Consider the following 23,851-nt stretch of genomic DNA (forward strand, 5'->3'; position numbering starts at 1 on the left):
TTTGCTATACACTTTTTTATTTTAAAAATATTTCTAACTTTTTTTCTTTAAACTATTGACTATTACTAGCTGGTCTTTGACAAGCGTAGCTATGTCAAACCCTTCACTTTTCACATAGTGAAAAAGTTAACCTTTTAACGTGCAAAGCATCGTTAAAAACTTTCACTTGAGTTGCTTCGCAACATTTATATATATTGAATTAATTAAATTACCTGGAATATGTAAAATTTAAGATAGTAGGATTCATCATCAGTCCAAAGTATTGGATGATCTGGTGCCTGTGTTCTAAATTCTACCTGTCTTAGAGTTCTTCCAGCATCAAAGGCTGCAGAAGCTATTGCATCTTTAAATAATTCTGGACTCATAAAATGTGAACATGAGCAGGTAACTAAAAATCCGCCTGGTTTAACAAGCTTCATTCCTCTAAGATTAATTTCTTTGTAGCCCTTGGAAGCACTTTTTATAGTAGTCCTTGATTTTGTGAAAGCAGGTGGGTCCAGTATTACAACATCAAAGGTTTTACCTTCATCTGACCATTCTCTAAGTACATCAAAGGCATTATGACATTCAAATTTCACTGTATCAGATAAATTGTTAAGCTCAGCGTTTTTTCTGCAGAAATTAACTGCATGCTGAGATATATCTACACCAAGAACGCTTTTAGCACCGGCAATTCCAGCATTAAGCGCAAATGACCCAGTATGGGTAAAGCAGTCTAGTACAGTACTGTCTTTGCATATTTTATGTATTGCTTTTCTGTTTTCCTTTTGATCAAGGAAGAAACCTGTTTTTTGACCCTCTGCAATGTCAACATAATATCTAACACCATTTTCTGTTATTTGAACCATAGTATTAAAAGGTTCGGATAAAAATCCTTTTGTTTGTTTTAAGCCTTCTTTTTCTCTTACAGCTGCATCGCTTCTTTCATAAATTCCCTTTGCACCGTAATCTTCTTGTAGAATTTTAACGATAGTATCTTTGTATTTATCTATCCCAAGAGCCAAAGATTGAATTACATAATAGTCTTCAAATTTATCTATTATAAGACCAGGTAGAAAATCAGCTTCACCAAAGACAAATCTACAGCTTGAAGTGTCTATAACTTTTTTTCTGTATTCCCATGCAGCTTTAAGCTTTCTTCTAAAAAATTCTTTATCTATTTCTTCATTTATGTCTCTTGTTAAAATTCTTATTGTTATTTTAGAATTGTCATTTACATATCCTTTACCTATAAAATGATTATTATGAGCATATACTTCAACTATGTCACCATTTTCATATGTACCATAGTAGCCTTCTATGTCAGATGAGAACACCCATGGATGACCGAATTCTGCTAAAAGGTTTTTTCTCTTAATTAAATAAAATTTGCACGCCACTCTTACTACCTCCAATAATTTGAATGTATTACCTGGAAACTTTAAATTGACTAAAAGTTTTTGATAACATTTAATTTATGTAAAGTTAGTTCACAGTGCACAATTCACAGTTCACAATGAATGACAATTTTCTTCCGTTTCACTACGGAAAATTTTTAGATTTATCTGACCATAGGAAAGATAAATTATCCTTAACTGTGAACTGTGCATTGTGAATTGTGCACTGAAAAAATATTACTTGTAGAACTAATATTTTCGCTTTTTCAAGTATTACATTTATATTTAAAGTTTATTACCTATAGAATTATACCATACAGTAAAATTATGTGTTAAAAAGAAATAAAAATGCTTTGACTTTCGAGTATTATTAATTTAATATTTTATTATATATTTTAAAAAATTACGGAGGTAAGCGATGAGCATTTTAACAGTTAAAAATGTAAATCATGGTTTTGGGGATAGAGCTATTTTTGAAGATGTATCCTTTAGACTTTTAAAGGGAGAACACGTAGGTCTTATAGGTGCTAATGGTGAAGGTAAGTCTACATTTATGAATATAATTACAGGTAATTTAATGCCAGATGAAGGTACAGTTACCTGGTCAAATAAGGTTAGAGTTGGCTATATGGACCAGCATGCTAAATTAACTAAGGGAATGAGCATTAGAGATGCTTTAAAGGGTGCATTTAAGTATCTTTTTGATATGGAAGCTGAAATGATGCAAATTACGGACAAGATGGCAGAAGCTTCTCCAGAGGAATTGGAAAAACTTATGGAGGATATGGGTACTATCCAGGATACTTTAGATAACAATGGTTTTTACACTATAGACATAAAAATAGAAAGCGTTGCAAAGGGACTTGGACTTACAGGTATAGGCCTTGATAAGGATGTTTCTGATTTAAGTGGTGGACAGAGAACAAAGGTACTTCTGGCAAAATTACTTCTTGAAAATCCTGATATTTTATTACTAGACGAGCCTACAAATTACCTTGATGAAGAGCACATTGAATGGTTAAAAAGATATTTGAAGGATTACGAAAATGCCTTTATTTTAATATCACATGATATACCTTTTTTAAATGAAGTTATAAATCTTATATACCACATTGATAATAGAAGACTTACAAGGTATGTTGGAGATTATGACAATTTTCAGAGAGTTTATGAAGCCAACAAAAAGCAGATTGAAGCTGCATATGAAAGACAGCAGCAGGAAATTTCAAAACTTGAAGACTTTGTTGCAAGAAATAAAGCTAGAGTTGCTACAACAGGTATGGCTAAATCAAGACAAAAGCAGCTTGATAAAATGGAAAGAATAGAATTAGACAAGGAAAAACCAAAGCCAGAATTCAATTTCAAGGAAGCAAGAGCAGCTGGAAAACTTATATTTGAAACAAGGAAACTTGTTATAGGTTATGATGAACCGCTTACAAAACCATTAAATCTTATGATGGAAAGAGGACAAAAAATAGCTTTAGTTGGCGCAAATGGTCTTGGAAAAACTACACTTTTAAAAAGTCTTCTTGGGAAAATTCCTGCCTTATCTGGTGAAGTTGAACTTGGAGATTATCAGTATTTAGGTTACTTTGAACAGGAAATAAAAGAAGCAAACTACAATACTTGTATAGATGAACTTTGGAAAGAGTTCCCTTCCTACAATCAATATGAAATAAGAGCAGCCTTGGCAAAGTGCGGACTTATGACTAAGCATATTGAAAGCAAGATAGCGGTATTAAGTGGAGGGGAGCAGGCTAAAGTAAGGCTTTGTAAACTTATTAATAGAGAAACCAATATATTAATACTAGACGAGCCTACTAACCACTTAGATGTAGATGCTAAAGATGAATTAAAAAGAGCATTGCAAGAATACAGGGGAAGTATATTGCTTGTTTGCCACGAACCTGAATTTTATAGGGACGTTGTTACGGATATTTGGAATTGTGAGGATTGGACAACGAAAATTGTATAATTGATATTGAGTAAAGAAGTCATAAGAAATGGCTTCTTTATTTTTTGTTAATTGTAATAATATACAAAATGTAATAATATATAGAATATAAATGATAATAAATGATGAAAGAGGGAGAATAATGTTTTATCATAAATTTGAGGCAATTGCATCATGGTACGGTTATGATTATCAAGGTATTCTTTCAATATATTATGCTATAAAAAAAATTAACAATTTGATTGATAGTATGTATGATGTCAAAAAAATGGAGATTAAAGATATATATAAGGCAATAGATGGATATAGTATTGAATTGGAGTATATGGAGGATTTTTCGATAAAATTTAATAAGAAATATGTATCAATTCATCAAGTTAAGAGTGGAGAAGGAAGTCTTAAGGAAAGTGATGTAAGAGATACATACTTAAAGCTATTAGAAGAATATAGTGAAGATAATAGAGACATAGTTGGTTATTTTCATGTAAATAAAAGTGGAAAGTTAAATGGTATTAAAGCGACATTACAGAATGGTATAGAGAGTTATTTTAATAGTTTAAAAATAGAGTTATTAGAGTTAAAGAATAAAGAATTAGGTTCAAAGAAGGGTGAAAAAGGTAGTGCAATACAAATTCTAAGATCATATATGGTAGAGAATAATTCTAATTGAGATAGAAGCACTGCATATAGCACCATTTACAGGAATTCACATGTTTAAAGGGAAACCTATTCAAACAATGGTTGGATTTATGCTAGTACAGGGCATTGACCAATTGTATGAGTTTGTGAAAAAAAGTGGATGGAATCAAATTGCAGAGGTTATTACTGAACCATGGGGTGGAAAGACCTGTGAGGTTATTACAATTGATGGGAGTATTCTAAGGTTCTTTGAAATAAATGCGTGCATACAAAAATAAACATGTATTTTTAATATCTTTATGATAATATATATTATATAATTCATCTTAAGGAAGTGATGTTCTATGAATTGGAAAGAAGTTAGAACTTTGTATCCAGAACAATGGGTTAAATTGCATATAGTTAAATCACATAAAGAAAATGACTATTTATATATTGATGAAATGGATGTTATTCAAGCAATTTCAAATGACAAAGATGCTACTCATGAACTTGCTAATTGCAAGGGCAATTATATTGTATTTCATACGAGTCATGATACTATAAGAACTAAAATAATAAATAACATGGGGCTATTTAGGAGGATTCCAAATTGAAGCTTGAATATAAAAACGGATTATTGTATACGTCAATTAAACTCAAATATGGCAGCAAGATAGTTGAAATAAACAATATTGTGGTTGATACAGGAGCTTCATTTTGCATTATTGAACCTTCAGCTATTGAGATGCTTGGAATCACAATAAGTAAAGATGATGAGATTGAAACGTTTTACGGTGTAAATGGTGCTTATAGTTATGTGAAAAGAATAGCTGAGAGTATTATCATAGATAAAGTAACCTTAAATAATGTAGAATTTTATTTAGGAACAATTGATGAAAATATTAATGGATTATTAGGACTTGATGTTTTAATTAAATCTAAGTCTATCATTAATCTCAATAAAATGGAAATTGAGATTAAGTACAACTAAATTACTATTAGGCGTTTAGTTTAATATTTAAATTATTGGATAACGAAAATAGTTTAATGCAGCATAGTTAATAAGATAGCTTAAACAGCAGTGTTTAGGCTATTTTTGTTTTAAATAGATATTTTATTTAAAGAAAATGCCATAATGCAGGAAAAGGTAATAAGAGTTTATTTAAAAATGGCTAAGATATGCATTAACACAAAAAGACACTTGTTCACTGACAAATGTCTCTATATTGACATAACGAAATAAAAATGATACACTAAATTAGAATTACTCACAATACTATATAATATAATCTTACAATTAAATTATACAGTATTGCGATGCTGATGTCAATAGTACTGCGAAAAGTATTTCATTATTTATGAAAATAGGGGGTATATCATGAACAGAAACGATGTTGAATGGAAGCTTGAAAATGAATGGCTGCAGGGGGTTCTTAAAGAAGTTCAAAAACAGTATAATGAAAAACGGGATTTTAAAGAAAAGTTTAAAAAAGACGGTATTGAAACACAAAGGGAACTTTGGCAGGAGATAGGGTCAGTTTCTGTGAGCAATGGACTTGAGCAAATTGTAGACTTTATGCAGTATATTAATACGATGAAAATGGAGAAGAGAAACTATGAGTTCACCAGAAAACTTGAGGAAAAATATGAGAGAATACTTTTATCACCCTATTTTGGAAGAATTGATTTCCTTGAAAAGGGAGATAAGAAAGCTGAAAAGTATTATATTGGAATCTCAAATCTTATTAATGATAATTATGATATTCTCATATATGACTGGCGCGCACCTGTTTCCAGTATGTTTTATGATCACGAAATTGGAGAGGCTAGTTACGAATGTCCCGAAGGAATTGTAGATGGGAAGCTTACAATGAAAAGACAGTATAAAATTAATAATGGTAAGCTTGAGTATATGTTTGACAGCAATCTTAAGATAGACGATGAAGTGCTGCAGGATATCTTGAGTAAAAGCACTGATAGCAAGATGAAGACAATAGTAACAACTATTCAGAAAGAGCAGAATAAAGTGATTCGCAATGAGGAGTACAAAAATCTGATTGTTCAGGGCCCTGCCGGAAGTGGGAAGACCTCTATTGCTCTTCATAGAATTGCCTATCTCTTATATAAACATAAGGATAAAATAAAACCTCAAAATATAGTAATATTCTCTCCAAATAATATTTTTAATGATTATATTTCTAATGTATTGCCGCAGCTTGGAGAAGACAATATGTACCAGACTACTTTTAAGGAATATATGCATGCAGCATTAGGAAATGGTTTTATAAAGGAAAATTATTGCGAGATGATGGAATATATCCTTGTCTCTAAGAAGCAAGATTCTTACCAAAAGAGGATTAGCAGTATAAAGTTTAAGTCTTCCATGGAATTTGTAGATATACTAAAACGATATGTATCCTATTTGGGAAATATGGATATAAATTTTAGAGATATCATTTTTAGAGGTAATTTGATAATTTCCTCTAAGGATATACAAGAATTATTTTTTAAAGATTATGCACAGCTTCCATTGAAAAGGAGGCTTGAAAAGATAAGGAAAAGAATTTTGTTCCTTTTAGAGTCTTATAAAGAACTACGGATAGAAGAAGTGGCTAGCGACCTTAAGGATTCAGATTCCTATATGGATAAAGTGGAAATTATGAGACGAAGTATACTTATTGTAAAGGAAGAAATGAAGAATATTTATTATGAAATCAATAGAGCCACAGAACTTGATTTGATGGATATTTATAAAAAACTTTTTGAGAAACTTGAGTTTTTTTGTGCAAGTTCAAATGTTAAGCACAGCAAGACTGAAATTGATGAAATTAAAAAGTATACTTTAGAAAACCTAAAGAATGGAATACTTAATTATGAGGATCAGCTGCCACTTTTATATCTAAAGGGGGCGATTGGCGACCTTCCAAAAGCGTCAGAAATCAAATATGTTATTATTGATGAAGCACAGGACTATACACCGTTACAGTATGAGATATTTCATCAACTTTTCGGGTCTGCCAATATTACAATATTGGGAGATTTGCATCAATCCATCAATCCGTTTATGAATGTAGGAGATTATAGTAATATAGCCAGTATATTTTCAAAAGATAATACCTGCATAATAAACTTAACCAAAAGTTATAGATCAACAGTGGAAATCACTAAGTTTTCAAGAAGGTTGCTTAATAAGGAGATTTCTGCTGAATGTGTAGAAAGAAGTGGAGATGAGCCTTTACTCCTTGGCTTCATAGATGAAGAGGCTATAAAAGAAAGACTTCTTGAGGATATAAAAATGTATAACGAAAAAGGTTACAAATCAATTGGTATTATAACAAGAGACGTAAACGAAGCAGAGGAGGTATACAGTTTCTTAAAAGACAAGGTACATGTTAAAGCCATAATAAAGGATGATGATGAATATGTAAGTGATACATTGATAATTCCGTCTTACCTTTCTAAAGGATTAGAATTTGATGTGGTACTTATATATAATGCAGGAGATGGAAATTATAGTTGTGAGGAGGAAAGACTGCTGCTTTATACTGCTTGCACCAGAGCACTTCATGTTTTATGCATATACTATTCCGGTAAGAGTACACCATTACTGAAAGGAATTTAATAAATGTAATAGTGTATTAAAATATTATTTATTCCGATGCATCCTTATCCTAGGTTGGAAGGTTTATCAAATTGATATTCAAATAACTTATTTATTTAAGTACAAATTTGTGAATTATTGATACATCATACCCCTCTAAATAATTTATATTATGCGTATAAACTTATGGCATCTTATATGCTGAGCAAGGAAGACGTAAAAATATATGTAGACGAGTTTTATAAGTTGGTGGTGAAAACATGCTAAATCAAGGACAGATACTAGAAGGAAAATACGAAGTGATAAGGATTTTAGGACAAGGCGGTATGGGAACAGTGTACCTCTGCAAGAATAATAGACTAGGAAATCTTTGGGCAGTTAAAGAAGTAAATAGTGAGTGGAAGAATAAAGTTGATCTTCTTGCTGAGCCTAATATACTAAAGAATTTAAATCACATAGGAATCGTACGAATTATTGATATATTTTATGAACATGATAATTTATATATTGTGGAAGATTATATTAAGGGGAAGAACCTAAAGGAGTATGTAGATGCTGATGGCCCTCTGTCTTCAGAATTGGTGATAGATATGTCATTTCAGTTGTGCAGTATATTAGATTATCTTCATAGCCTTAATCCACCAATTATATATAGAGACTTAAAGCCATCTAATATAATGATAACACCAAGCAACAAGGTAGTGCTAATCGACTTTGGAATAGCACGAGTCTATAAGGAAGGGCAGGAAGGCGACACTATGGTTTTAGGTTCTAAAGGATATATAGCACCGGAACAGCTTATGAATAATCAATCTAATGCAAAAACTGATATTTATTCTCTTGGTGTAACTATGTTTTTTATGCTCACAGGAAAAACCATAAGTTTAAATGCGGATGCAATGTGTAAAGAAAATTATCCTACACATGCAGCTGAAGGTTTAGTTAAAGTTATTCAAAAGGCTTTAACTGTAAATGCTGAAATCCGTTATAGTAATGTAAAGCTGATAATGTCTGAACTTAGTACTATCATGTCTGATAAGGAATGTAATAAAACAAAGTTAATGAATTCTAATAAGTCTTATGCCAAAGATGATAAAACAGTTCTTGTACAGAATAAAAAGCATAGTAAGAGAGTTAAACTAACCATAATAGCAGTGCTTGCGTGTATAATAATTTTGTCTATTTTTCTAATATCAATTATTAGTAAAAAAGAATCTGATAAAAAAGATTTTGAAGCTCCTGCTGTTCATAAAACATCTGTGAAGACTGAATCGAAACAGTTGAATAAGGCTTACGAGAAATCAGGAGAAGAGCAAAAAAATCAAGAGCAAAATTCTAGTGATAAACTGAAAAGTCAGAAACAAAATTCAAATGAGCAATTGAAGAATCAAGAAGAGCAAAGAGAAGAACTGAATAATGTGGAGGAGAAGCGAGGGCAAGGGCTTAAAAAGTCAGAAGAGAAACAAAACAAGAAGCAAAAAAAGTCTAAAAAAAGCCAAAAAAGTTAAGTATGATTACAAAAAGGATAAGGATTATTGAATAAGGTATTAAATGAACATTAAGAAATCTACATTGTAAGCTCCTTTATAAAATCTTCATATGAATAAGGTAATATATAATAAAGTTAAAAATCTGGAGGGATTTATATGAATTGTCATGGAGGTAATGAAGGAAAACAAGGTACTCATAACCATAGTCCACTTAAGCACATGTTTCATATGATTATTTGCTGCGGTTTACCAGTAGTTATTATAGTACTTTTACCAACTATAGCTAGATTTAGTCCTGGAGCAAGTAGAGTATTAGGATTAATAACACCGTTTTTGTGTCCATTAATGATGATTGGAATGATACCGATGATGATGAAGAGTATGAAGGGTGATAAAAAGAAAGATTGTTGTGATGATAAAAATAATGAGATAGAAAATGGAAAAGTGCCTAAATTAAATAAAACTATTAAATAGTAATAGTGTGATATTATTAGTTGTTTAGAAATGCTTTTAATTTAGGCATTTCTTTTTATTTATATTCATTTTATTTTTTAAATGTTTAATATGCATACAAGTTGCACATACTAGCTTAGAAAAAATATATAAAGAATAAAAAGGAGGAATGAAGATGAGAAAGCTTTCAGAAGGAGAATTGATTTCCTTGACTGGAATATTAAAGCTTGAGAGTGATGGTTTAGCAGTTTCAAGGACAATGCACCCACTTATAAAGGACGATGAATTAAAGAAACAAGCAGAAGCAGGCATATTAGCTGCGGAAGGTAGAGTTAAAGGATTACAACAATTTATTAATGAGAACAGTGTTACAAGATCATAAAAAGGAGGAAAAAGATATGCCAAGTATTTTAGACAATATAGTTAGAAGCACTACAGATATAAATGATGAGGTTATATGTGCAAATATGCTTGCATCGGCAAAATGTGCGGCAGATGCATATTTAAATGCAATGATGACAAGTACAACACCAGAATTAAGATCACTTTATTCAGCAAGTCTCAATGAAGTTGTTGCTGGTCATTCAGCACTTACTGAGTTAAGTGTAAATAAGGGCTGGGCTAAACCATATACTCCACCTGTGGATCAATTGACAGAAGTTATAGATAAGTCTCAAAGAGTAGTTGAATAATTTTAGAGTTTTAGAAAACGGGGTTGCCGCACTAAATGCAAAAAATTCATAAATCTAGTAGGTAAGTTGTAAATAATTACTGATAAGCAGACATATTATATAGTAATAAATTGATCATTAAAGGAGTAACTATGTTTGTATTTATTCTTTTTCTTATAATTATAGGTGTGTCTGCTTATTTTATATTAACCTATAGCAAAAAAATAGAAGAACAGAAGCGAAAGATTATGGTTTTGTCTAGACAAAATAAAAAGTTAAAAGCATCAATAAAGGGAAACCCTAAGGTTTATAAAGAAATAGATAATATTATTGTAAAATATATCTCTAGTAACTACTCAATTGGAATCGTAAATTGCGATACTTTATTATATATAGCACCTATAGAGAATACTTTTATTTTAGGTAAAATAATGGAGGGCTTAAATGTTGAAGTACTAGATGAGTGTATTGTTAATAATGAAAATTGGTATGAAATTAGATTTCATTCAAATCAAAATATAAATAATAAAGGCTGGATACAGGAAGACTATATAACCTTTTAAGATGATTGAAATTTTTAAAGATTTTCTCCGAAGATGCTTTGCACGTCAAAGGTGAACTCTTTGGCAAAACCAAAAGTTAAGGTGATTTTTCTTCCGCTTTGCTACAAAAAAAATTATTAATTTAAATTAAAGATTTTCCATAGAAAAACGGAGAAAAATCATCATTATGCTGTGAGTTCCTCAAAGCTCAAAATAAATTTATCTGCTTCTTTTTTTAGACGTTCTATTTCTGTTATTGAGTATTTATCATGTACGGCTATTACCTTCATTCCTGCTTTTTTAGCAGAAAGTACAGCAGCAAGTATATCTTCGAATACAACACATTCACTTGGATCTGCACCGAGCTTTTTTGCTGCAAGCAGGTATACGTCTGGAAAGTCCTTGCATTTTCCGGTTTCATCAGTTGTGGTAATTGAATCAAAAAAATCATATATACAAAGTCTTTTTAAAACGGTATCGATAAGAAAGGTACAATTGCTTGTAGCAAGACCTATTTTTATGTTTTTAGACTTTAAAAATTTTAAATATACTTTAACGCCGTCTTTTAGTTCTACGTCATTTAAGTAATGTTTATATGCCATTTCGTTCCAATCGTTCATAATGTCATCTATAGAATCAGGTATGTTAAATCTATTCTTGAAATATTTTGCTGTTTCAATAAAGTTGAGATGCTCAATATCCCTTCTAAGGTCTTTTGGAATTTCTATACTAAACCTTTTTAGGTATTCTACATCTATTTGTTCCCAAACCCACATGGAATCAATTAAAGTTCCATCCATATCAAAAATAGCTGCTTTTATTTTATTGCACATAATTATTCACCTCAATTATAATTTTAGCACAATTACTATATTAATTTAAATACAAAAAAAGAGCATAAACTTCCGAGGAGTGTCCCAAAGGCTACATCTGTAGGATAGTGAACACCTAGATATATTCTGGATACTCCAACAAGAGTGCTTAAAACTAAAAATAGCAATGAGAGCTTGGGAAAAAACAGGCTAATCATTGTTGACATTGTAAATGCAGAAGTTGTATGACCTGAGGGAAAAGAATAGTTGTCCACGTCTATTTTTATGACATTCAGGTTGGTAAGTTTTATATAAGGTCTTATTCTATTAACGCTTTTCTTTATTATATTAGATAGAAGAGTACTTAATATCATTGCAGAGGTTAATTTGAAGCCAAGTGAGTTTATAGAGAATTTAGTTAATGCTAATGCTGCAAGACAAGATGAAACTCCAAATATAACTGAACCAATGTAAGTTACGCAGGTCATAAGTTTATCCAGAGCAGTACATCTTATTTTTAGATTAAGTATTTCTAAAATATCTACATCATGTTTCTTAATATTTAACAGAAAATTACCCATAATAATACAACCCCTTTGTATGGATATACTACCTCCAAGTTTTAAATTAATAAATATACTTTTGCCAGCATTTAACTTTTATAAGGTCAATGCACTGTGAACTAAACCAACATTATTTGTGTAATGTTGGCATTTTTATTTTTTAGTTTGGAGGTAGTTTCATTATATATTAGTTATAGTATACATTTGCATTGTTAAGGGTGTATTAAATAGGGTTTAAAATTCTCTTTCAAATATTTCTACCTTATGATGATCTTTAAAATCTTCTTCTGAATTTATGCCGATTTTAGCTAGAATGTCTTTCATACAGCTGCTATTAAGGGAAATTTTAATTTCTGAGTTTTCTGCTGTTCTGTTAGCATGAAATGTTCCTTTATCTATTGGAATTATGGCTTTGGGTCCACCGACACATCCACCAACACATCCCATGCCTTCTAGAAAATTGGCTTTCATTTCTCCGTTCTGAGCTTTTTCAAGTATAGCTTTGCAATCTTTGACGCCATCAACATGTAGTGATTTAAATAAATTTTTTTTATTTGGAAATAACTGAGCAACAGCTTCATTTACTGCTGTAGATACTCCACCTGCACGGGCATATAGTCTTCCTTCTCTTGAAGCATAGCTTTTTGTAGGCTCAGGGGTTAATTCCTCAGGATATACATTTAGAGTATCAAATATATCTTTTAATTCTTGAAATGTAAGTACAAAATCTATAGCTCCTAAAAGATCCTTTTGTTTAATTTCAGCTTTTTTTGCTATACAAGGACCCACGAAAACGACTTTGCAGTCTGGATTTAATTCTTTTATTACTCTACCAGAAGCAATCATTGGAGAAACTGATGGAGATACGTATTTAACTAAATCTTTATAGGCTCTTTTTACCATTCCAACCCATATAGGACAACAACATGAGGTTATAAGTAGGTCGTCTTTTGAATTTACATGTTCATCGAATTCAACAGCTTCTTTTAAAGTAAGCATATCAGCAAAAAAAGCAACCTCAACCATGTCAGAAAATCCAATTTTCTTAAATGCAGCTCGTAATTTATCAAGAGTTACATTTTCGCCAAATTGACCTGCAATTGCTGGGGCTACTGCAGCAATTACAGTCTTATTATTCTTCATTAGTTCAAGAATTGGTAGAAATTCGGTTTTGTCTAATAAAGAATCTGACGGACAAACTTCTACGCATTTTCCACAATCTGTGCATAAGTCAGCATCTATGTATGTGTTTTGCTTTTGTTTATCTAATAGTATAGCATCAAATGGGCAAGATTTTTGACATGCAGTTTCTTCACCATCATTTGTACACTTAGTAGAACAATCCTTTATTTTTTCAACAAGCTTTATATCTGGATTATAGTTTTTAATTGCTTTTTTCAAAGCATCAGTAAATTCATCTATAGTAGTAAATTTTATATTTGTTCCACATAAAGATGATATTACTTTAGCAAGCTCCTCTTTGTTCACAGAATCATCTGAAAGCACATGGTAAACGAAAGAATCAAAGGTATCTGAATAATAAGAGTCAACTAAAGATTTAAATAGCTCTGTATATTTGTCAATCAAGATAATCACTCCTTTATTTTGAACTGTGTTTTAAAAGTGTTGATATTATATGTTAAAGTCTATTAACAATATTCTTTTAGATATAGTCTTATTTTTAGTATATCCAATTTTATATGTATCTATTTTGCAAAATATTATTTTAAAGATAGACAAAAAAAATTTATTGTTATAAAATTTATTATTATAGGCAAATAAATAGCTTAGTTGAAATAATTGTAATAATTTAAGGGGGAAATAGTAGTGAAAGATGTTGTAAAAAAGATACTTCTATGTGCAGCGATAGTTGTTTTAATTCAGGTATTACCAGCTGGAAAACTTATTTTTGCAGAAACAAATAGTGGACAAACTAGCTCTGATACTTCAGTTCAACAAACAACAAGTTCTTCAAATGCAACTGAAGTTAATAAGATTGATGAAAAGACAGGTGTAGCTCTTAATAAAATATGGACTATTAAATTGTCAAAACCTGTAAATTTTTCTACGGTTACTAATGACATAATTAAAGTTATTGAAAAAGATACTGGCAATTCTTTTCAAATAAACTTACATATTCAACAGTCTGATCCAAGTTGTATAAACATAATTCCAGTAAATGATTATGCACCTAGTAAAGAATATTCAATTGTTATTTCAAAGAATTTAAAATCTCAAGATGGTTCTAATCTAAAAAGTGATGTTACAATGGATTTTAAGACGCAAGATTTGCCAGTATCTGCGGATAATATAAACATTTCAGTTATGCAATTTAATGATTATACTCTTCCAAATGAGGTTCAGGCTAAGATGCCTGATGGAACCACCAAGCAATGGGATGTTCAGTGGAATAATAATAGTATTGATACGAGTATCGTTGGAACATATACTTTTACAGGTACGTTGAATGGAACAAATGTGAGTGTTAATTTAAATTTGAATGTAACACCATATCAAATAACATCTGCAAGCAATGGGACAAGAAATCAATCTGCTCTACAAATAAGTCATCTTAATTATTTAATGGCAAGTAAAGCAAATAGAGATTCTGTTGAAGATGCAGCAGCAAAGCTTAATGGCAATAGCGAAACAAATACGTGCGTTTATTTTGCTAGTGAATCTTATAGAAGAGTTGGATTTGCTATACCTACTTGGGTTTGTAATACTCACAAATTTAGCGATTTGCTTACAAGCTATGGATGGAAAAAGGATTATAATAAGGATAATTTGATTTCAGGAGATCAGGCTTTTACTAAAAATGATTCGACAGGGTATCCTAATCACACATATACTTTTGTAAAATGGGTTAATGATAATGATCATTCATGGGCCTATATAGTTGATAATCAAAGAAGTATTTTTAATGACGGGCTTCATAAAAGAGATATATTACTTGTTGATACAGATCAATTTACTGCTTTTCAATATTTTATGTACAAGCCTAATTAACAGTTGAATTAGTGCACAGTTCACAGTGAACTGTGAATTGTGCACTTTTTTAAATTTACTATTGATTTTTTATTAAAGTTTGTGTATAATAGTACATGTTTGCGGGGTGTGGCGCAGATGGGAGCGCGCGTGGTTTGGGACCATGAGGTCGCAGGTTCAATCCCTGTCACCCCGACCAGTATAAAACCTCATATTATATGAGGTTTTATTGTTTTATTCAAAAGTAATTTCACGGGGTGTAGCGCAGTGGTAGCGCGCATGCTTCGGGAGCATGATGTCGCAAGTTCAACTCTTGTCACCCCGACCAAATTAGTTAACAGTAGATGCGAAGTAACATTGCTGAAGGAACGGTTTAAAAAAATTCTAACAAATCTTAGTAAAAAAATCATAAAATATTTAGATATTTCAATTTGTATAAGCTATAGCGAGTTATTGAAATATCTTAGGATTTTATGATTTTTTTACCTTAGATTTATGGAATCTTTTTAATGTGACGAAGCAATGTTACTTCGCATTTTTGTTTAAAAAAGCTTATTAAGGGTAAACTATAAGTGATTCACTGAAGTCTATATATTATGGTTTTTAAAATATATTTTGCAGGTTGGCTTTATATCGGTATTTTAGGAAGCAAAATGTAATAGATTTATAGTGTTTGGTTTTATTAAAATTATAGGTAGGGAGTGTTTTTTATGACGAATTTTTTGATTTCAGCAGTAGTTGATATAGTCCTTATTTTTGCATCGTATTTTATATTTAGAAGTGTAATAAGTGGTCCTACAAGACATAAAATATATGAAAAATTTATCAGTTCCTTTGGTAAGTTTGTTATATATATTTTTGTGGTTTCAACTGTTATAACAGGTCTGGCTGCCTTTATACTATATAGAACAAGATATGTTGGATATCTTAATATAGCAGCTCCAGCATTAGTTTCAATATTTATAGGATTTGTTGTATCTACTGTGCCAACAAGAGGAGTAAATGAAAATAAAAAAAATCATGCGCATTAACTTTTTTCAGTACGTTAAATAAAGTTTATAAATCTAAAGCCTGAATTTCAAGAGAATCTAAGAACTTTCAATAACTTGTTTCACTTAGGCATATTGAAAGTTCTAAGTTTTTTTGAAATTAGGACTAAGATTTATTGGACTTTATTTAAAGGATGATTTTCTTAAGTGTAAGAAAATCTAAAACTTATGCTGGTGTCAAATTGTTTATTTCAATGATCACATTTTAAAATTAAATAAGGTATAGGATGATTTTTCTGCAATTCGATAATGGACAAGTTATACATAAAATTAGAGAGAAGTATGTTAATAAGAAAGGTGGACGACAATATGAAAATACACTCAAAATTATTAATGACCATTATCAAGAGTCAATTATTGAGTATTATATATGCACTTATTAGTAGAATTAAAATAGATTTAATTACAGCATATACGTATATGTTTAAAGATATTATAGTATTATCTTTAAGTCTTATTCTTTTTACGGCATTTTGCATAATAACAAGTATTATATTTTTAAACAAAAGTATAATAAATGTTTTTTTGATATCTATAACTTACATAATATATTGGAGAATATTTTTGTCCATATCGTTTATTCACACTAGCAATCCAAATGATTATGGCGTTGGAATTTTAGGATTATCATTAGAAGTAATTTGGGGACTATTTGACTATTTTATTGTAATTCTATCCAGCGTAATTGCTGTGTCAATACACATAAACCGCATAGATAAAGTAACAAGGCTGCCACGGTAATATTTTGGAGCTAGTTTAACTATATATTTGATATGCAATTTAAAAAGACTGCGAAATAATTTAATCAATGCACAATGAAGGTTGATTTATCCTCCTTACGTCAGATAAATCTATAGTTATATAAAAAACTCAGTATGATGTTCAGCTAGCTGAACGAACATAGCAAGGTATTATTTTGAAATGGCGTCAGCAACAAGTTTTATATTTTCTGTAGTGAAACGGAAGAAAATCATCCTTCATTGTGAACTGTGCATTGTGCATTGATTTAGTTCGCAGTATTTAAAAATTACGATTGAATCTCTCTTTAGAGTTATTACTTCTGTTCTAAGAACATCTCGCCTACTTTGTACACGTCTCCTGCCCCTATTGTGAATAGAACGTCTCCTTCAGTTAAATTTCCTTTGAGATAAGTTACTATATCATCAAAACTGTGGAGGTTTTTACATGGAACACCATTTTTTCTTATCTCGTCTCCAAGCATATTGGAGCTCACAACACCTGTATCTTTTTCTCTTGCTGCATATATATCTGCTAAAACTAATGCATCAACATTTGAAAATGCATTAGCAAATTCATTAAATAAACTTTGAGTTCTTGAATAAGTATGAGGTTGAAAAACACAGAATATTCTTTCATGAGGATAATTTTGTGCAGCTGCAAGTGTAGCCTTTATTTCAGTTGGATGATGTGCATAATCATCTATAACTGTAACACCATCCTTGGTGCCCTTTATTTCAAAACGTCTGTGAGTACCATTGAAACTTTGAATTCCAGCTATTATTGAATTAGCATCAATGTCAAGTACAAGAGCAGTAGCTATACTTGCAAGGGTATTTAAAATATTGTGTTTACCAGGTATATTTAATCTTATATTAAATAAAAATTTATTTCCATTGTAAACATCAAATACTGCACAGCCATGATCATCATAACCTATATTTTTAGCAGTTATTTTACCATTTTCTATACCATAAGACACTATATTGCATTTTGCTTTTGAGGCAACACGAGCGGTTCTTTCATCATCATAATTTGCTATCAAATATCCATCTTCAGGTATTAAATTTGAGAACTTTGTAAAAGTCCTCTCAATATCATCTATATCCTTATAGTAATCAAGGTGATCAGCATCAATATCCAATATGACACCTATATAAGGGAAAAATTGAAGGAAGGATGCTTTATATTCACAGGCTTCTGTAATAAAATAATCACTTTTGCCAGCACGTACATTTCCACCTATTATATCTAAATCTCCTCCTACCAAAATTGTTGGATCGAGATTTGCTTTTAATACTATGTGGGAAATTATAGATGTTGTAGTCGTTTTTCCGTGAGTTCCAGATACTGCAACGTTAAATTTATGATCTTTCATTAGGGTGCCTAGAAATTCAGCCCTGGTTACAAGGGGGATGTTCAATTCTTTTGCACGTATTAATTCAGGATTATCATTAGGTATTGCAGCAGTATACACTATAAGATCTACATTATTTATATTACTGCTGTTATGACCTATATATATTTCAGCACCATTTTTTTCTAGTTTATCTGTAGCAAGGGATTTTTTTGCATCAGAACCAGAAACTTTATAATTGTGCTCAAGTAGGATTTCAGCAAGACCACTCATACTAACTCCACCTATTCCTATAAAGTGGATTTTTTTATTTGAATCATGTTTAAAATTAAAAGACATAAGCCATTCACTCCTAATATTTATAATATAGATGTTACCTGAAAGGTTGAAACTGCCAATTTAATAGTTTTATACAGGTAACTTGTAAAGATTAAGAGTAGAGAGTAGAGAGCAAAGAGTGGAGTGAAGGTGGATTTTTCTACGTTTTACTATGAAAAATCTTTAATTATTAAAACACAATGAAGCTTAGCAAACATAAGCAAAGCGATTTGAAAAAATTGGCAAAAGCATTAAGTTTTAAGATTTTCTGTGGTAACAGAAAATCATCCTTCACTCTACTCTCTACTCTGTACTCTTTACTCTATAATTTGACAAAATTAAATGTTACCAAAAATATTATAGTCAATTTAAAAATTCTCAGTAGTTTCATATGGTATTCAGTTTTAATTATATACGAATATGCATAAAAACAATACATAAATTCAAAAAAAGTTTAAAGTTTTAAATATAACTATTGCTTAACAATAGAAATAAGAATAAAATATGAATAATAGCAAAAAATAATTTGCTATAGTTCGTATACAGAATTTAAATAGAACAGGTGGTAAAATGGAAAAGTTCAGCAGAAATAATAGAGTTTCAGCTATAACTAAAATTTTAATAGAAAATCCAAATACTATCATTAATCTAAATACATTTACTGAAAAGTTTAATGCAGCAAAGTCTACTATAAGTGAAGATATTGTGATAGTAAGAGATGCAATGGAAAGACTAAAATGTGGAAAAGTAGAAACAATTTCCGGAGCAGCAGGGGGAGTCAGATATATCTGTGATATATCTGATGAAGAAGTTGAACGATTTATAACAAGTTTATGTTTAATTTTGAGACAAAAGGAGAGAATAATACCAGGGAACTTTTTATACATGACAGATATAATGTCTGATCCTAAAATAATACGCTCAGCTGGATTGATACTTGCTAAACAATTTAATCATATTGACATTGATTATGTTGTTACAGTTGAAACAAAAGGTATTCCTCTTGCGTATGAGGTTGCGAAGCTTTTGGGAGTTCAACTTGTTGTTGTTAGAAGAGGTAACAAGGTCACAGAGGGACCAGTTGTTACTATAAATTATGTAACAGGTTCATCTAAAAGAATTCAAAGCATGTCTTTATCTAGAATGTGCATGAATAAAGGAAGCAAATGTATATTTATAGATGATCTTATGAAAGCTGGAGGGACAGCATTTGGAATAGCAGATTTACTTAAAGAATTTGATAGTGAACTAGTGGGAACAGGTGTACTTGTAGATAATATGGAAAACCCTCAAAAATTAGTTCAGGATTATTATTCAATGGTTCAATTTAAAGGCATCTCAGAGGATAATTTTCCAATTGTTGAGCCTTCACCAGAACATAAATAATAAAATTTTCAAAAAATTTAATTTTTTTTAAAAAAATTAGAAGGAAAAACATAAGTTATAGAGAATATTATATTTAAATCATAAAGGTAAAGCATCTTTGGAGGTGTATTGTATGCAGATTACAGATGTAAGAATAAGAAAAATTACTTCAGAAGGAAAAATGAAGGCAATTGTTTCAGTAACTTTTGATAATGAATTTGTTGTTCATGATATAAAAGTTATTGAAGGACAAAATGGTCTCTTTATTGCTATGCCTAGCAGAAAGACACCTGATGGTGAGTTTAAGGATATAGCTCATCCAATAAACACATTGACTAGAGAAAAGATTCAGACAGCAATATTGGAAGAATATGAAAAAGTAAAGAATGAAGAAGAAACAAAAACAGAAACAGAGGAATAAAATAAAAAGGAGTTTAAGAACTCCTTTTTATTTTTTTGAAATATTACACTATTGAAATTATGTTTACAATAAAATATAATAAAACTTGTTTAAAGGTTTTATTATATTTATATAGAAAAAATACAATGTTTAAAACTTTTATGTAGTTTCAACATATATAGTATGTGAAGGGAGTTGAAAATCGTTAGCTGTGTAAGCTGAACGATGTTAAAATGTATAATTGTGCGTTGATATTAGCAGCAGGTAAAGGCAAAAGAATGAAATCAGATTTGCCTAAGGTGCTGCATAAAGTATGTGGTAAAGAAATGGTTAATATAGTTATAGATACTATGAAAAAATCTGGAATAGATGATGTAAATGTAATAATAGGAAAAGGAGCAGAACTGGTAGAGGAAGCAACAAAAAAGCAAAATGTATCTTATTCTTTTCAAAAGGAACAATTAGGGACAGGCGATGCGGTCAAATGTGCTAGGGAGTTTTTGAAAGGAAAAAAAGGTACTGTTGCTATATTTACAGGTGATGCTCCTTTAATTACGGAAAGTACTGTAAAGAAGACCCTTGAATTTCATGAGGTTGGTGGATATGCAGCTACTGTCTTGACTTCTATAGTAGATGATCCGGAAGGATATGGTAGGATAATAAGAAATAAAGATGGTTCTTTAAAGAAAATAGTAGAACATAAGGATTGCAATGAAGAAGAACTTTGTGTTAAAGAGATAAACTCTGCGATGTATTGTTTTGATATTGAAAATCTTCTTAATAATTTGGATAAAATAAATAATAATAACGCTCAGGGTGAATATTATTTAACTGATGTTATAGAAATTTTAGAAAGCCAAGGAAAAAAGGTAGGAGCCATTTCAGTTCCATTTGAACAAACTTTGGGTATAAATTCAAGAGTACAGCTTTCAGAAGTTGCTCAAATAATGAAAAAAAGAATAAATAATTTTCATATGGAAAATGGAGTTACAATTATAGATCCGAATAATACATATATAGGACTAGATGTTGAAATTGGTTCAGATACCATAATATATCCTGGTAACGTTCTTGAAGGTAATACAGTTATTAAAGGAAATTGTACATTATATCCTAATTCTAGAATAGATAATAGTGTTATTGAAAAAGGTGTAACAATTCAAAGCTCAGTAATACTTGACAGCCATGTTGGAGAAAATACAACAGTTGGACCTTATGCGTACATAAGACCAGAAAGCAAAGTTGGAAATAATGTTAGAATTGGTGATTTTGTTGAAATCAAAAAGTCTACAATAGGAGATGGTACTAAGGTATCACACTTGACATATATAGGGGATGCAGAAGTAGGTGGAAATTGTAACTTTGGATGCGGAACCGTAGTTGTAAATTATGACGGAAAAGAAAAACATAAAACTATTATAGGAAATCACTCATTTATAGGTTGCAACACAAATTTAGTATCTCCAGTTACTGTAGAAGATAATACATATATTGCTGCTGGGTCAACTATAACAGATAAGGTTCCAGAGGGAGCGTTTGCAATTGCTAGAGCAAGACAAGTAGTAAAAGAAGGATGGACTAAAAAAAAGGGATTAAGTAAATAAAGTTAGGGAGGAATTTTTATAAATGATAAACCATGGAAAAAATATAAAAATTTTTACAGGAAATTCTTATCCTGAGTTAGCACATGATATTGCGGACATAATTGGAGTTAGTGTTGGAGATTCTAAAGTGTCTAAATTTAGCAATGGAGAAACGTCTGTTGATATTAATGAAACTGTAAGAGGAACAGATTTGTTTTTGGTTCAAACTTTATGTGAGCCAGTTAATGATAATATTATGGAACTTCTAATTATGCTTGATGCATTTAAAAGAGCATCGGCAGGAAGAATTACAGCTGTTATTCCTCACTATTCATATGCAAGGCAAGATAGAAAGGCTAAAGCAAGACAGCCGATTACAGCTAAATTAATGGCTGATTTAATTCATACCGCAGGTGCAGACAGAGTTCTTACCATGGATTTACATGCCCCTCAAATACAGGGCTTTTTCGATATACCTGTTGATCATCTCGAAGGAGTTCCTATAATAGCTAAATATTTTAAGAATCTAAATCTTGGTTGTGAAGATGTTATTGCTGTTTCACCAGATATAGGAGGGGTAAAAAGAACAAGGAAGTTTGCAGAAAAACTTCATATACCTATAGCTATAATAGATAAAAGAAGACCTAAGCCTAATGTTTCAGAAGTAATGAGCATAATAGGTGACGTTAAAAATAAGAAGGTAATACTTGTTGATGATATGATAGATACTGCTGGTTCAATTGTAAATGCAGCAGAAGCTCTTCTTAAAATGGGGGCAAAAGAAGTTTATGCTTGCTGTACCCACGGAGTTTTGTCAGGACCGGCAATTGAAAGATTAGAAAACTCTCCAATAAAGGAAATTGTAACGTTAAATACGATTCCTGTTGAAGCTGAGAAAAAAATAGATAAAATAAAAGTTTTATCTGTAGCACCTATATTTGCTGAAGCTATAAGAAGAATATATGAAGACATATCAGTAAGCAAAATTTTTCAAGAGGAATAAAAACTGCGAAGTAACAATGATTTATCACCTAAGATTTATAAAGCTCTATTTAAACTGTTTTTTCATCACTATTACTTCGCTTTCACGGTAGTGTAAGGAAAAAGTTTCTCCGTTCCTATGGAATTTTGGGTATTAACTTATGCAATCAATTATTGGCTTATTTAATAAAAAAGGCGGTTTTAAACCGCTTTTTTAGTTAATAATGTATAATGATGATGATTTAATTAAAAAAGTGTGCTAAATTATAATTATATAATATTTGGAGTTTGGAGTGAGTATATGGATAATACATTAGGTAAGGTACTAATAGTCGATGATGACGAAAATATAAGTGAAGTAATAAAGCTATACCTTGACAGCAGTGGATATTCAACTAGAGTATGTAATGATGGAAAAGAAGCTGAGGATAACTTTTTAGAATATAAGCCAGATATAGTGCTTTTGGATATAATGCTGCCTAAAATAGATGGAGTAGATGTACTTAAATGGATAAGAAAAGAATTTAACACTCCAGTTATAATGCTTACTGCAAAAGGAGAGACATTTGACAAAGTCCTTGCACTTGAACTTGGAGCCGATGATTACATAGTTAAGCCATTTGAACCTAAAGAACTTATAGCAAGAGTAAAAGCAGTGCTTAGAAGAACGAGCATGGAAGATGTATCAAAAAACGAATTAAGTTTTGAAGATTTAAAAATAGATATGAGTTCTTATACTGTAATTTATAAGGGCGAAGAAATAAAGATGCCTCCTAAAGAGTTTGAACTTTTATTTTACCTTGCTAACAATAAAAATAAAGTTTTTACAAGGGAGCAGTTACTCTGTGAGGTTTGGGGTTATGATTATCCGGGAGATTCAAGAACTGTTGATGTACATGTAAAGAGACTAAGAGAAAAGTTAAAGGGTGGAGCCAACTGGCAGATAGAAACTGTGTGGGGTGTAGGATACAAATTTGAGGTTAAGTAGC

General features: G+C 30.8%; 24 protein-coding genes and 2 tRNA genes. 21 read left to right on the forward strand and 5 right to left on the reverse strand.

The features are described from left to right. Positions 1–203 precede the first annotated feature (203 nt). Entirely contained in the window at positions 204–1,379 is a 1,176-nt protein-coding gene (locus tag LQK79_RS14325; RefSeq protein ID WP_053241315.1) for a class I SAM-dependent rRNA methyltransferase, read from the reverse strand. A gap of 415 nt (positions 1,380–1,794) precedes the next feature. Here LQK79_RS14325 and LQK79_RS14330 point away from each other — a divergent pair, with 415 nt between their 5' ends. The 11 genes from LQK79_RS14330 (at position 1,795) to LQK79_RS14380 (ending at position 10,729) form a co-directional block, all read left to right on the forward strand. Continuing rightward, positions 1,795–3,351, forward strand: coding sequence for an ABC-F family ATP-binding cassette domain-containing protein (locus LQK79_RS14330; RefSeq protein ID WP_231017002.1), 1,557 nt, complete (start codon positions 1,795–1,797; stop codon positions 3,349–3,351). A 121-nt stretch (positions 3,352–3,472) separates the two neighbouring features. Next, the gene (locus LQK79_RS14335; protein ID WP_053241317.1) at positions 3,473–4,000 is read left to right on the forward strand and encodes a hypothetical protein; all 528 of its coding nucleotides are present in this window, start codon (positions 3,473–3,475) and stop codon (positions 3,998–4,000) included. A 40-nt stretch (positions 4,001–4,040) separates the two neighbouring features. Then, the gene (locus LQK79_RS14340) at positions 4,041–4,247 is read left to right on the forward strand and encodes a VOC family protein (RefSeq protein WP_231017005.1); all 207 of its coding nucleotides are present in this window, start codon (positions 4,041–4,043) and stop codon (positions 4,245–4,247) included. A 66-nt stretch (positions 4,248–4,313) separates the two neighbouring features. After that, a complete protein-coding gene (locus LQK79_RS14345) occupies positions 4,314–4,565 on the forward strand; it encodes a hypothetical protein (RefSeq protein ID WP_053241318.1) in 252 nt (83 codons plus the stop codon). Beyond that, positions 4,562–4,942 (forward strand): retropepsin-like aspartic protease, encoded by a 381-nt coding sequence (locus LQK79_RS14350; RefSeq protein WP_231017006.1) that lies wholly within the window; start codon positions 4,562–4,564, stop codon positions 4,940–4,942. Before LQK79_RS14345 ends, LQK79_RS14350 begins: the two co-directional genes overlap by 4 nt. 387 nt (positions 4,943–5,329) lie before the next feature. Next, the gene (gene helD, locus LQK79_RS14355) at positions 5,330–7,573 is read left to right on the forward strand and encodes an RNA polymerase recycling motor HelD (RefSeq protein ID WP_053241320.1); all 2,244 of its coding nucleotides are present in this window, start codon (positions 5,330–5,332) and stop codon (positions 7,571–7,573) included. Between the two features lie 239 nt (positions 7,574–7,812). Next, positions 7,813–9,060 (forward strand): serine/threonine-protein kinase, encoded by a 1,248-nt coding sequence (locus LQK79_RS14360; protein ID WP_053241321.1) that lies wholly within the window; start codon positions 7,813–7,815, stop codon positions 9,058–9,060. Between the two features lie 138 nt (positions 9,061–9,198). Next, entirely contained in the window at positions 9,199–9,516 is a 318-nt protein-coding gene (locus LQK79_RS14365) for a hypothetical protein (RefSeq protein ID WP_053241322.1), read from the forward strand. A 154-nt stretch (positions 9,517–9,670) separates the two neighbouring features. Beyond that, positions 9,671–9,877, forward strand: coding sequence for a hypothetical protein (locus tag LQK79_RS14370; protein ID WP_053241323.1), 207 nt, complete (start codon positions 9,671–9,673; stop codon positions 9,875–9,877). 16 nt (positions 9,878–9,893) lie between these two features. Further along, positions 9,894–10,187 carry a spore coat protein gene (locus LQK79_RS14375; protein WP_053241324.1) on the forward strand — a complete coding sequence of 98 codons (294 nt, stop codon included), beginning with the start codon at positions 9,894–9,896 and terminating at the stop codon, positions 10,185–10,187. Between the two features lie 131 nt (positions 10,188–10,318). Then, on the forward strand, positions 10,319–10,729 hold the full coding sequence (locus LQK79_RS14380; RefSeq protein WP_053241325.1) for a hypothetical protein: 411 nt from the start codon (positions 10,319–10,321) through the stop codon (positions 10,727–10,729). 164 nt (positions 10,730–10,893) lie between these two features. On the opposite strand, the gene LQK79_RS14385 is transcribed toward LQK79_RS14380, so the two are convergent. The 3 genes from LQK79_RS14385 to LQK79_RS14395 form a co-directional block, all read right to left on the reverse strand. After that, complete coding sequence (locus LQK79_RS14385) at positions 10,894–11,541, reverse strand: HAD family hydrolase (RefSeq protein ID WP_053241326.1); 648 nt, start codon at positions 11,539–11,541, stop codon at positions 10,894–10,896. A gap of 35 nt (positions 11,542–11,576) precedes the next feature. Then, a complete protein-coding gene (locus tag LQK79_RS14390; RefSeq protein ID WP_231017010.1) occupies positions 11,577–12,101 on the reverse strand; it encodes a phosphatase PAP2 family protein in 525 nt (174 codons plus the stop codon). A 216-nt stretch (positions 12,102–12,317) separates the two neighbouring features. Continuing rightward, the gene (locus LQK79_RS14395; RefSeq protein WP_053241328.1) at positions 12,318–13,670 is read right to left on the reverse strand and encodes a [Fe-Fe] hydrogenase large subunit C-terminal domain-containing protein; all 1,353 of its coding nucleotides are present in this window, start codon (positions 13,668–13,670) and stop codon (positions 12,318–12,320) included. A gap of 240 nt (positions 13,671–13,910) precedes the next feature. Here LQK79_RS14395 and LQK79_RS21090 point away from each other — a divergent pair, with 240 nt between their 5' ends. The 5 genes from LQK79_RS21090 to LQK79_RS14420 all read left to right on the forward strand — a co-directional run bounded on the left by LQK79_RS21090 (position 13,911) and on the right by LQK79_RS14420 (position 16,861). Next, the gene (locus LQK79_RS21090; RefSeq protein ID WP_053241329.1) at positions 13,911–15,092 is read left to right on the forward strand and encodes an Ig-like domain-containing protein; all 1,182 of its coding nucleotides are present in this window, start codon (positions 13,911–13,913) and stop codon (positions 15,090–15,092) included. A gap of 102 nt (positions 15,093–15,194) precedes the next feature. Next, positions 15,195–15,270 (forward strand) — tRNA-Pro (locus tag LQK79_RS14405). A 54-nt stretch (positions 15,271–15,324) separates the two neighbouring features. Next, positions 15,325–15,399: transfer RNA gene (locus LQK79_RS14410), tRNA-Pro, on the forward strand. Positions 15,400–15,781: 382 nt separating this feature from the next. Beyond that, positions 15,782–16,102 carry a hypothetical protein gene (locus LQK79_RS14415; RefSeq protein ID WP_231017012.1) on the forward strand — a complete coding sequence of 107 codons (321 nt, stop codon included), beginning with the start codon at positions 15,782–15,784 and terminating at the stop codon, positions 16,100–16,102. A 327-nt stretch (positions 16,103–16,429) separates the two neighbouring features. Further along, positions 16,430–16,861: a hypothetical protein gene (locus LQK79_RS14420; protein ID WP_231017014.1), complete on the forward strand. Its 432-nt coding sequence runs from the start codon at positions 16,430–16,432 to the stop codon at positions 16,859–16,861. A 313-nt stretch (positions 16,862–17,174) separates the two neighbouring features. Here the strand turns inward: LQK79_RS14420 and murC are convergent, their stop codons facing one another. Beyond that, the gene (gene murC, locus LQK79_RS14425) at positions 17,175–18,554 is read right to left on the reverse strand and encodes a UDP-N-acetylmuramate--L-alanine ligase (RefSeq protein ID WP_231017015.1); all 1,380 of its coding nucleotides are present in this window, start codon (positions 18,552–18,554) and stop codon (positions 17,175–17,177) included. 549 nt (positions 18,555–19,103) lie between these two features. Here murC and purR point away from each other — a divergent pair. From purR to LQK79_RS14450, 5 genes are all read left to right on the forward strand, one after another. After that, positions 19,104–19,919: a pur operon repressor gene (purR, locus tag LQK79_RS14430; RefSeq protein ID WP_053241331.1), complete on the forward strand. Its 816-nt coding sequence runs from the start codon at positions 19,104–19,106 to the stop codon at positions 19,917–19,919. A 112-nt stretch (positions 19,920–20,031) separates the two neighbouring features. Beyond that, entirely contained in the window at positions 20,032–20,319 is a 288-nt protein-coding gene (spoVG, locus tag LQK79_RS14435) for a septation regulator SpoVG (protein ID WP_053241332.1), read from the forward strand. Between the two features lie 212 nt (positions 20,320–20,531). Continuing rightward, on the forward strand, positions 20,532–21,902 hold the full coding sequence (gene glmU / locus LQK79_RS14440) for a bifunctional UDP-N-acetylglucosamine diphosphorylase/glucosamine-1-phosphate N-acetyltransferase GlmU (RefSeq protein ID WP_231017016.1): 1,371 nt from the start codon (positions 20,532–20,534) through the stop codon (positions 21,900–21,902). A 22-nt stretch (positions 21,903–21,924) separates the two neighbouring features. Beyond that, the gene (locus LQK79_RS14445; RefSeq protein ID WP_231017017.1) at positions 21,925–22,884 is read left to right on the forward strand and encodes a ribose-phosphate diphosphokinase; all 960 of its coding nucleotides are present in this window, start codon (positions 21,925–21,927) and stop codon (positions 22,882–22,884) included. Positions 22,885–23,163: 279 nt separating this feature from the next. Then, complete coding sequence (locus tag LQK79_RS14450; RefSeq protein WP_053241334.1) at positions 23,164–23,850, forward strand: response regulator transcription factor; 687 nt, start codon at positions 23,164–23,166, stop codon at positions 23,848–23,850. The last annotated feature ends 1 nt before the right edge of the window (position 23,851 follow it).

Source organism: Clostridium guangxiense, assembly GCF_021043395.1.
GTDB classification, from domain to species: domain Bacteria; phylum Bacillota; class Clostridia; order Clostridiales; family Clostridiaceae; genus Clostridium_S; species Clostridium_S guangxiense.

Bases quoted from the DNA above. Each gene is read 5' to 3' on its own strand.
- LQK79_RS14380 (WP_053241325.1), top strand. From the start codon at position 10,319: ATGTTTGTATTTATTCTTTTTCTTATAATTATAGGTGTGTCTGCTTAT.
- helD (WP_053241320.1), top strand. From the start codon at position 5,330: ATGAACAGAAACGATGTTGAATGGAAGCTTGAAAATGAATGGCTGCAG.
- LQK79_RS14450 (WP_053241334.1), top strand. From the start codon at position 23,164: ATGGATAATACATTAGGTAAGGTACTAATAGTCGATGATGACGAAAAT.
- LQK79_RS14420 (WP_231017014.1), top strand. From the start codon at position 16,430: ATGAAAATACACTCAAAATTATTAATGACCATTATCAAGAGTCAATTA.
- LQK79_RS14445 (WP_231017017.1), top strand. From the start codon at position 21,925: ATGATAAACCATGGAAAAAATATAAAAATTTTTACAGGAAATTCTTAT.
- LQK79_RS14375 (WP_053241324.1), top strand. From the start codon at position 9,894: ATGCCAAGTATTTTAGACAATATAGTTAGAAGCACTACAGATATAAAT.
- LQK79_RS14360 (WP_053241321.1), top strand. From the start codon at position 7,813: ATGCTAAATCAAGGACAGATACTAGAAGGAAAATACGAAGTGATAAGG.
- purR (WP_053241331.1), top strand. From the start codon at position 19,104: ATGGAAAAGTTCAGCAGAAATAATAGAGTTTCAGCTATAACTAAAATT.
- LQK79_RS14345 (WP_053241318.1), top strand. From the start codon at position 4,314: ATGAATTGGAAAGAAGTTAGAACTTTGTATCCAGAACAATGGGTTAAA.
- LQK79_RS14415 (WP_231017012.1), top strand. From the start codon at position 15,782: ATGACGAATTTTTTGATTTCAGCAGTAGTTGATATAGTCCTTATTTTT.
- LQK79_RS14390 (WP_231017010.1), bottom strand. From the start codon at position 12,101: ATGGGTAATTTTCTGTTAAATATTAAGAAACATGATGTAGATATTTTA.
- LQK79_RS14365 (WP_053241322.1), top strand. From the start codon at position 9,199: ATGAATTGTCATGGAGGTAATGAAGGAAAACAAGGTACTCATAACCAT.
- murC (WP_231017015.1), bottom strand. From the start codon at position 18,554: ATGTCTTTTAATTTTAAACATGATTCAAATAAAAAAATCCACTTTATA.
- LQK79_RS14330 (WP_231017002.1), top strand. From the start codon at position 1,795: ATGAGCATTTTAACAGTTAAAAATGTAAATCATGGTTTTGGGGATAGA.
- LQK79_RS14335 (WP_053241317.1), top strand. From the start codon at position 3,473: ATGTTTTATCATAAATTTGAGGCAATTGCATCATGGTACGGTTATGAT.
- glmU (WP_231017016.1), top strand. From the start codon at position 20,532: ATGTATAATTGTGCGTTGATATTAGCAGCAGGTAAAGGCAAAAGAATG.
- LQK79_RS14340 (WP_231017005.1), top strand. From the start codon at position 4,041: ATGTTTAAAGGGAAACCTATTCAAACAATGGTTGGATTTATGCTAGTA.
- LQK79_RS14370 (WP_053241323.1), top strand. From the start codon at position 9,671: ATGAGAAAGCTTTCAGAAGGAGAATTGATTTCCTTGACTGGAATATTA.
- LQK79_RS14385 (WP_053241326.1), bottom strand. From the start codon at position 11,541: ATGTGCAATAAAATAAAAGCAGCTATTTTTGATATGGATGGAACTTTA.
- spoVG (WP_053241332.1), top strand. From the start codon at position 20,032: ATGCAGATTACAGATGTAAGAATAAGAAAAATTACTTCAGAAGGAAAA.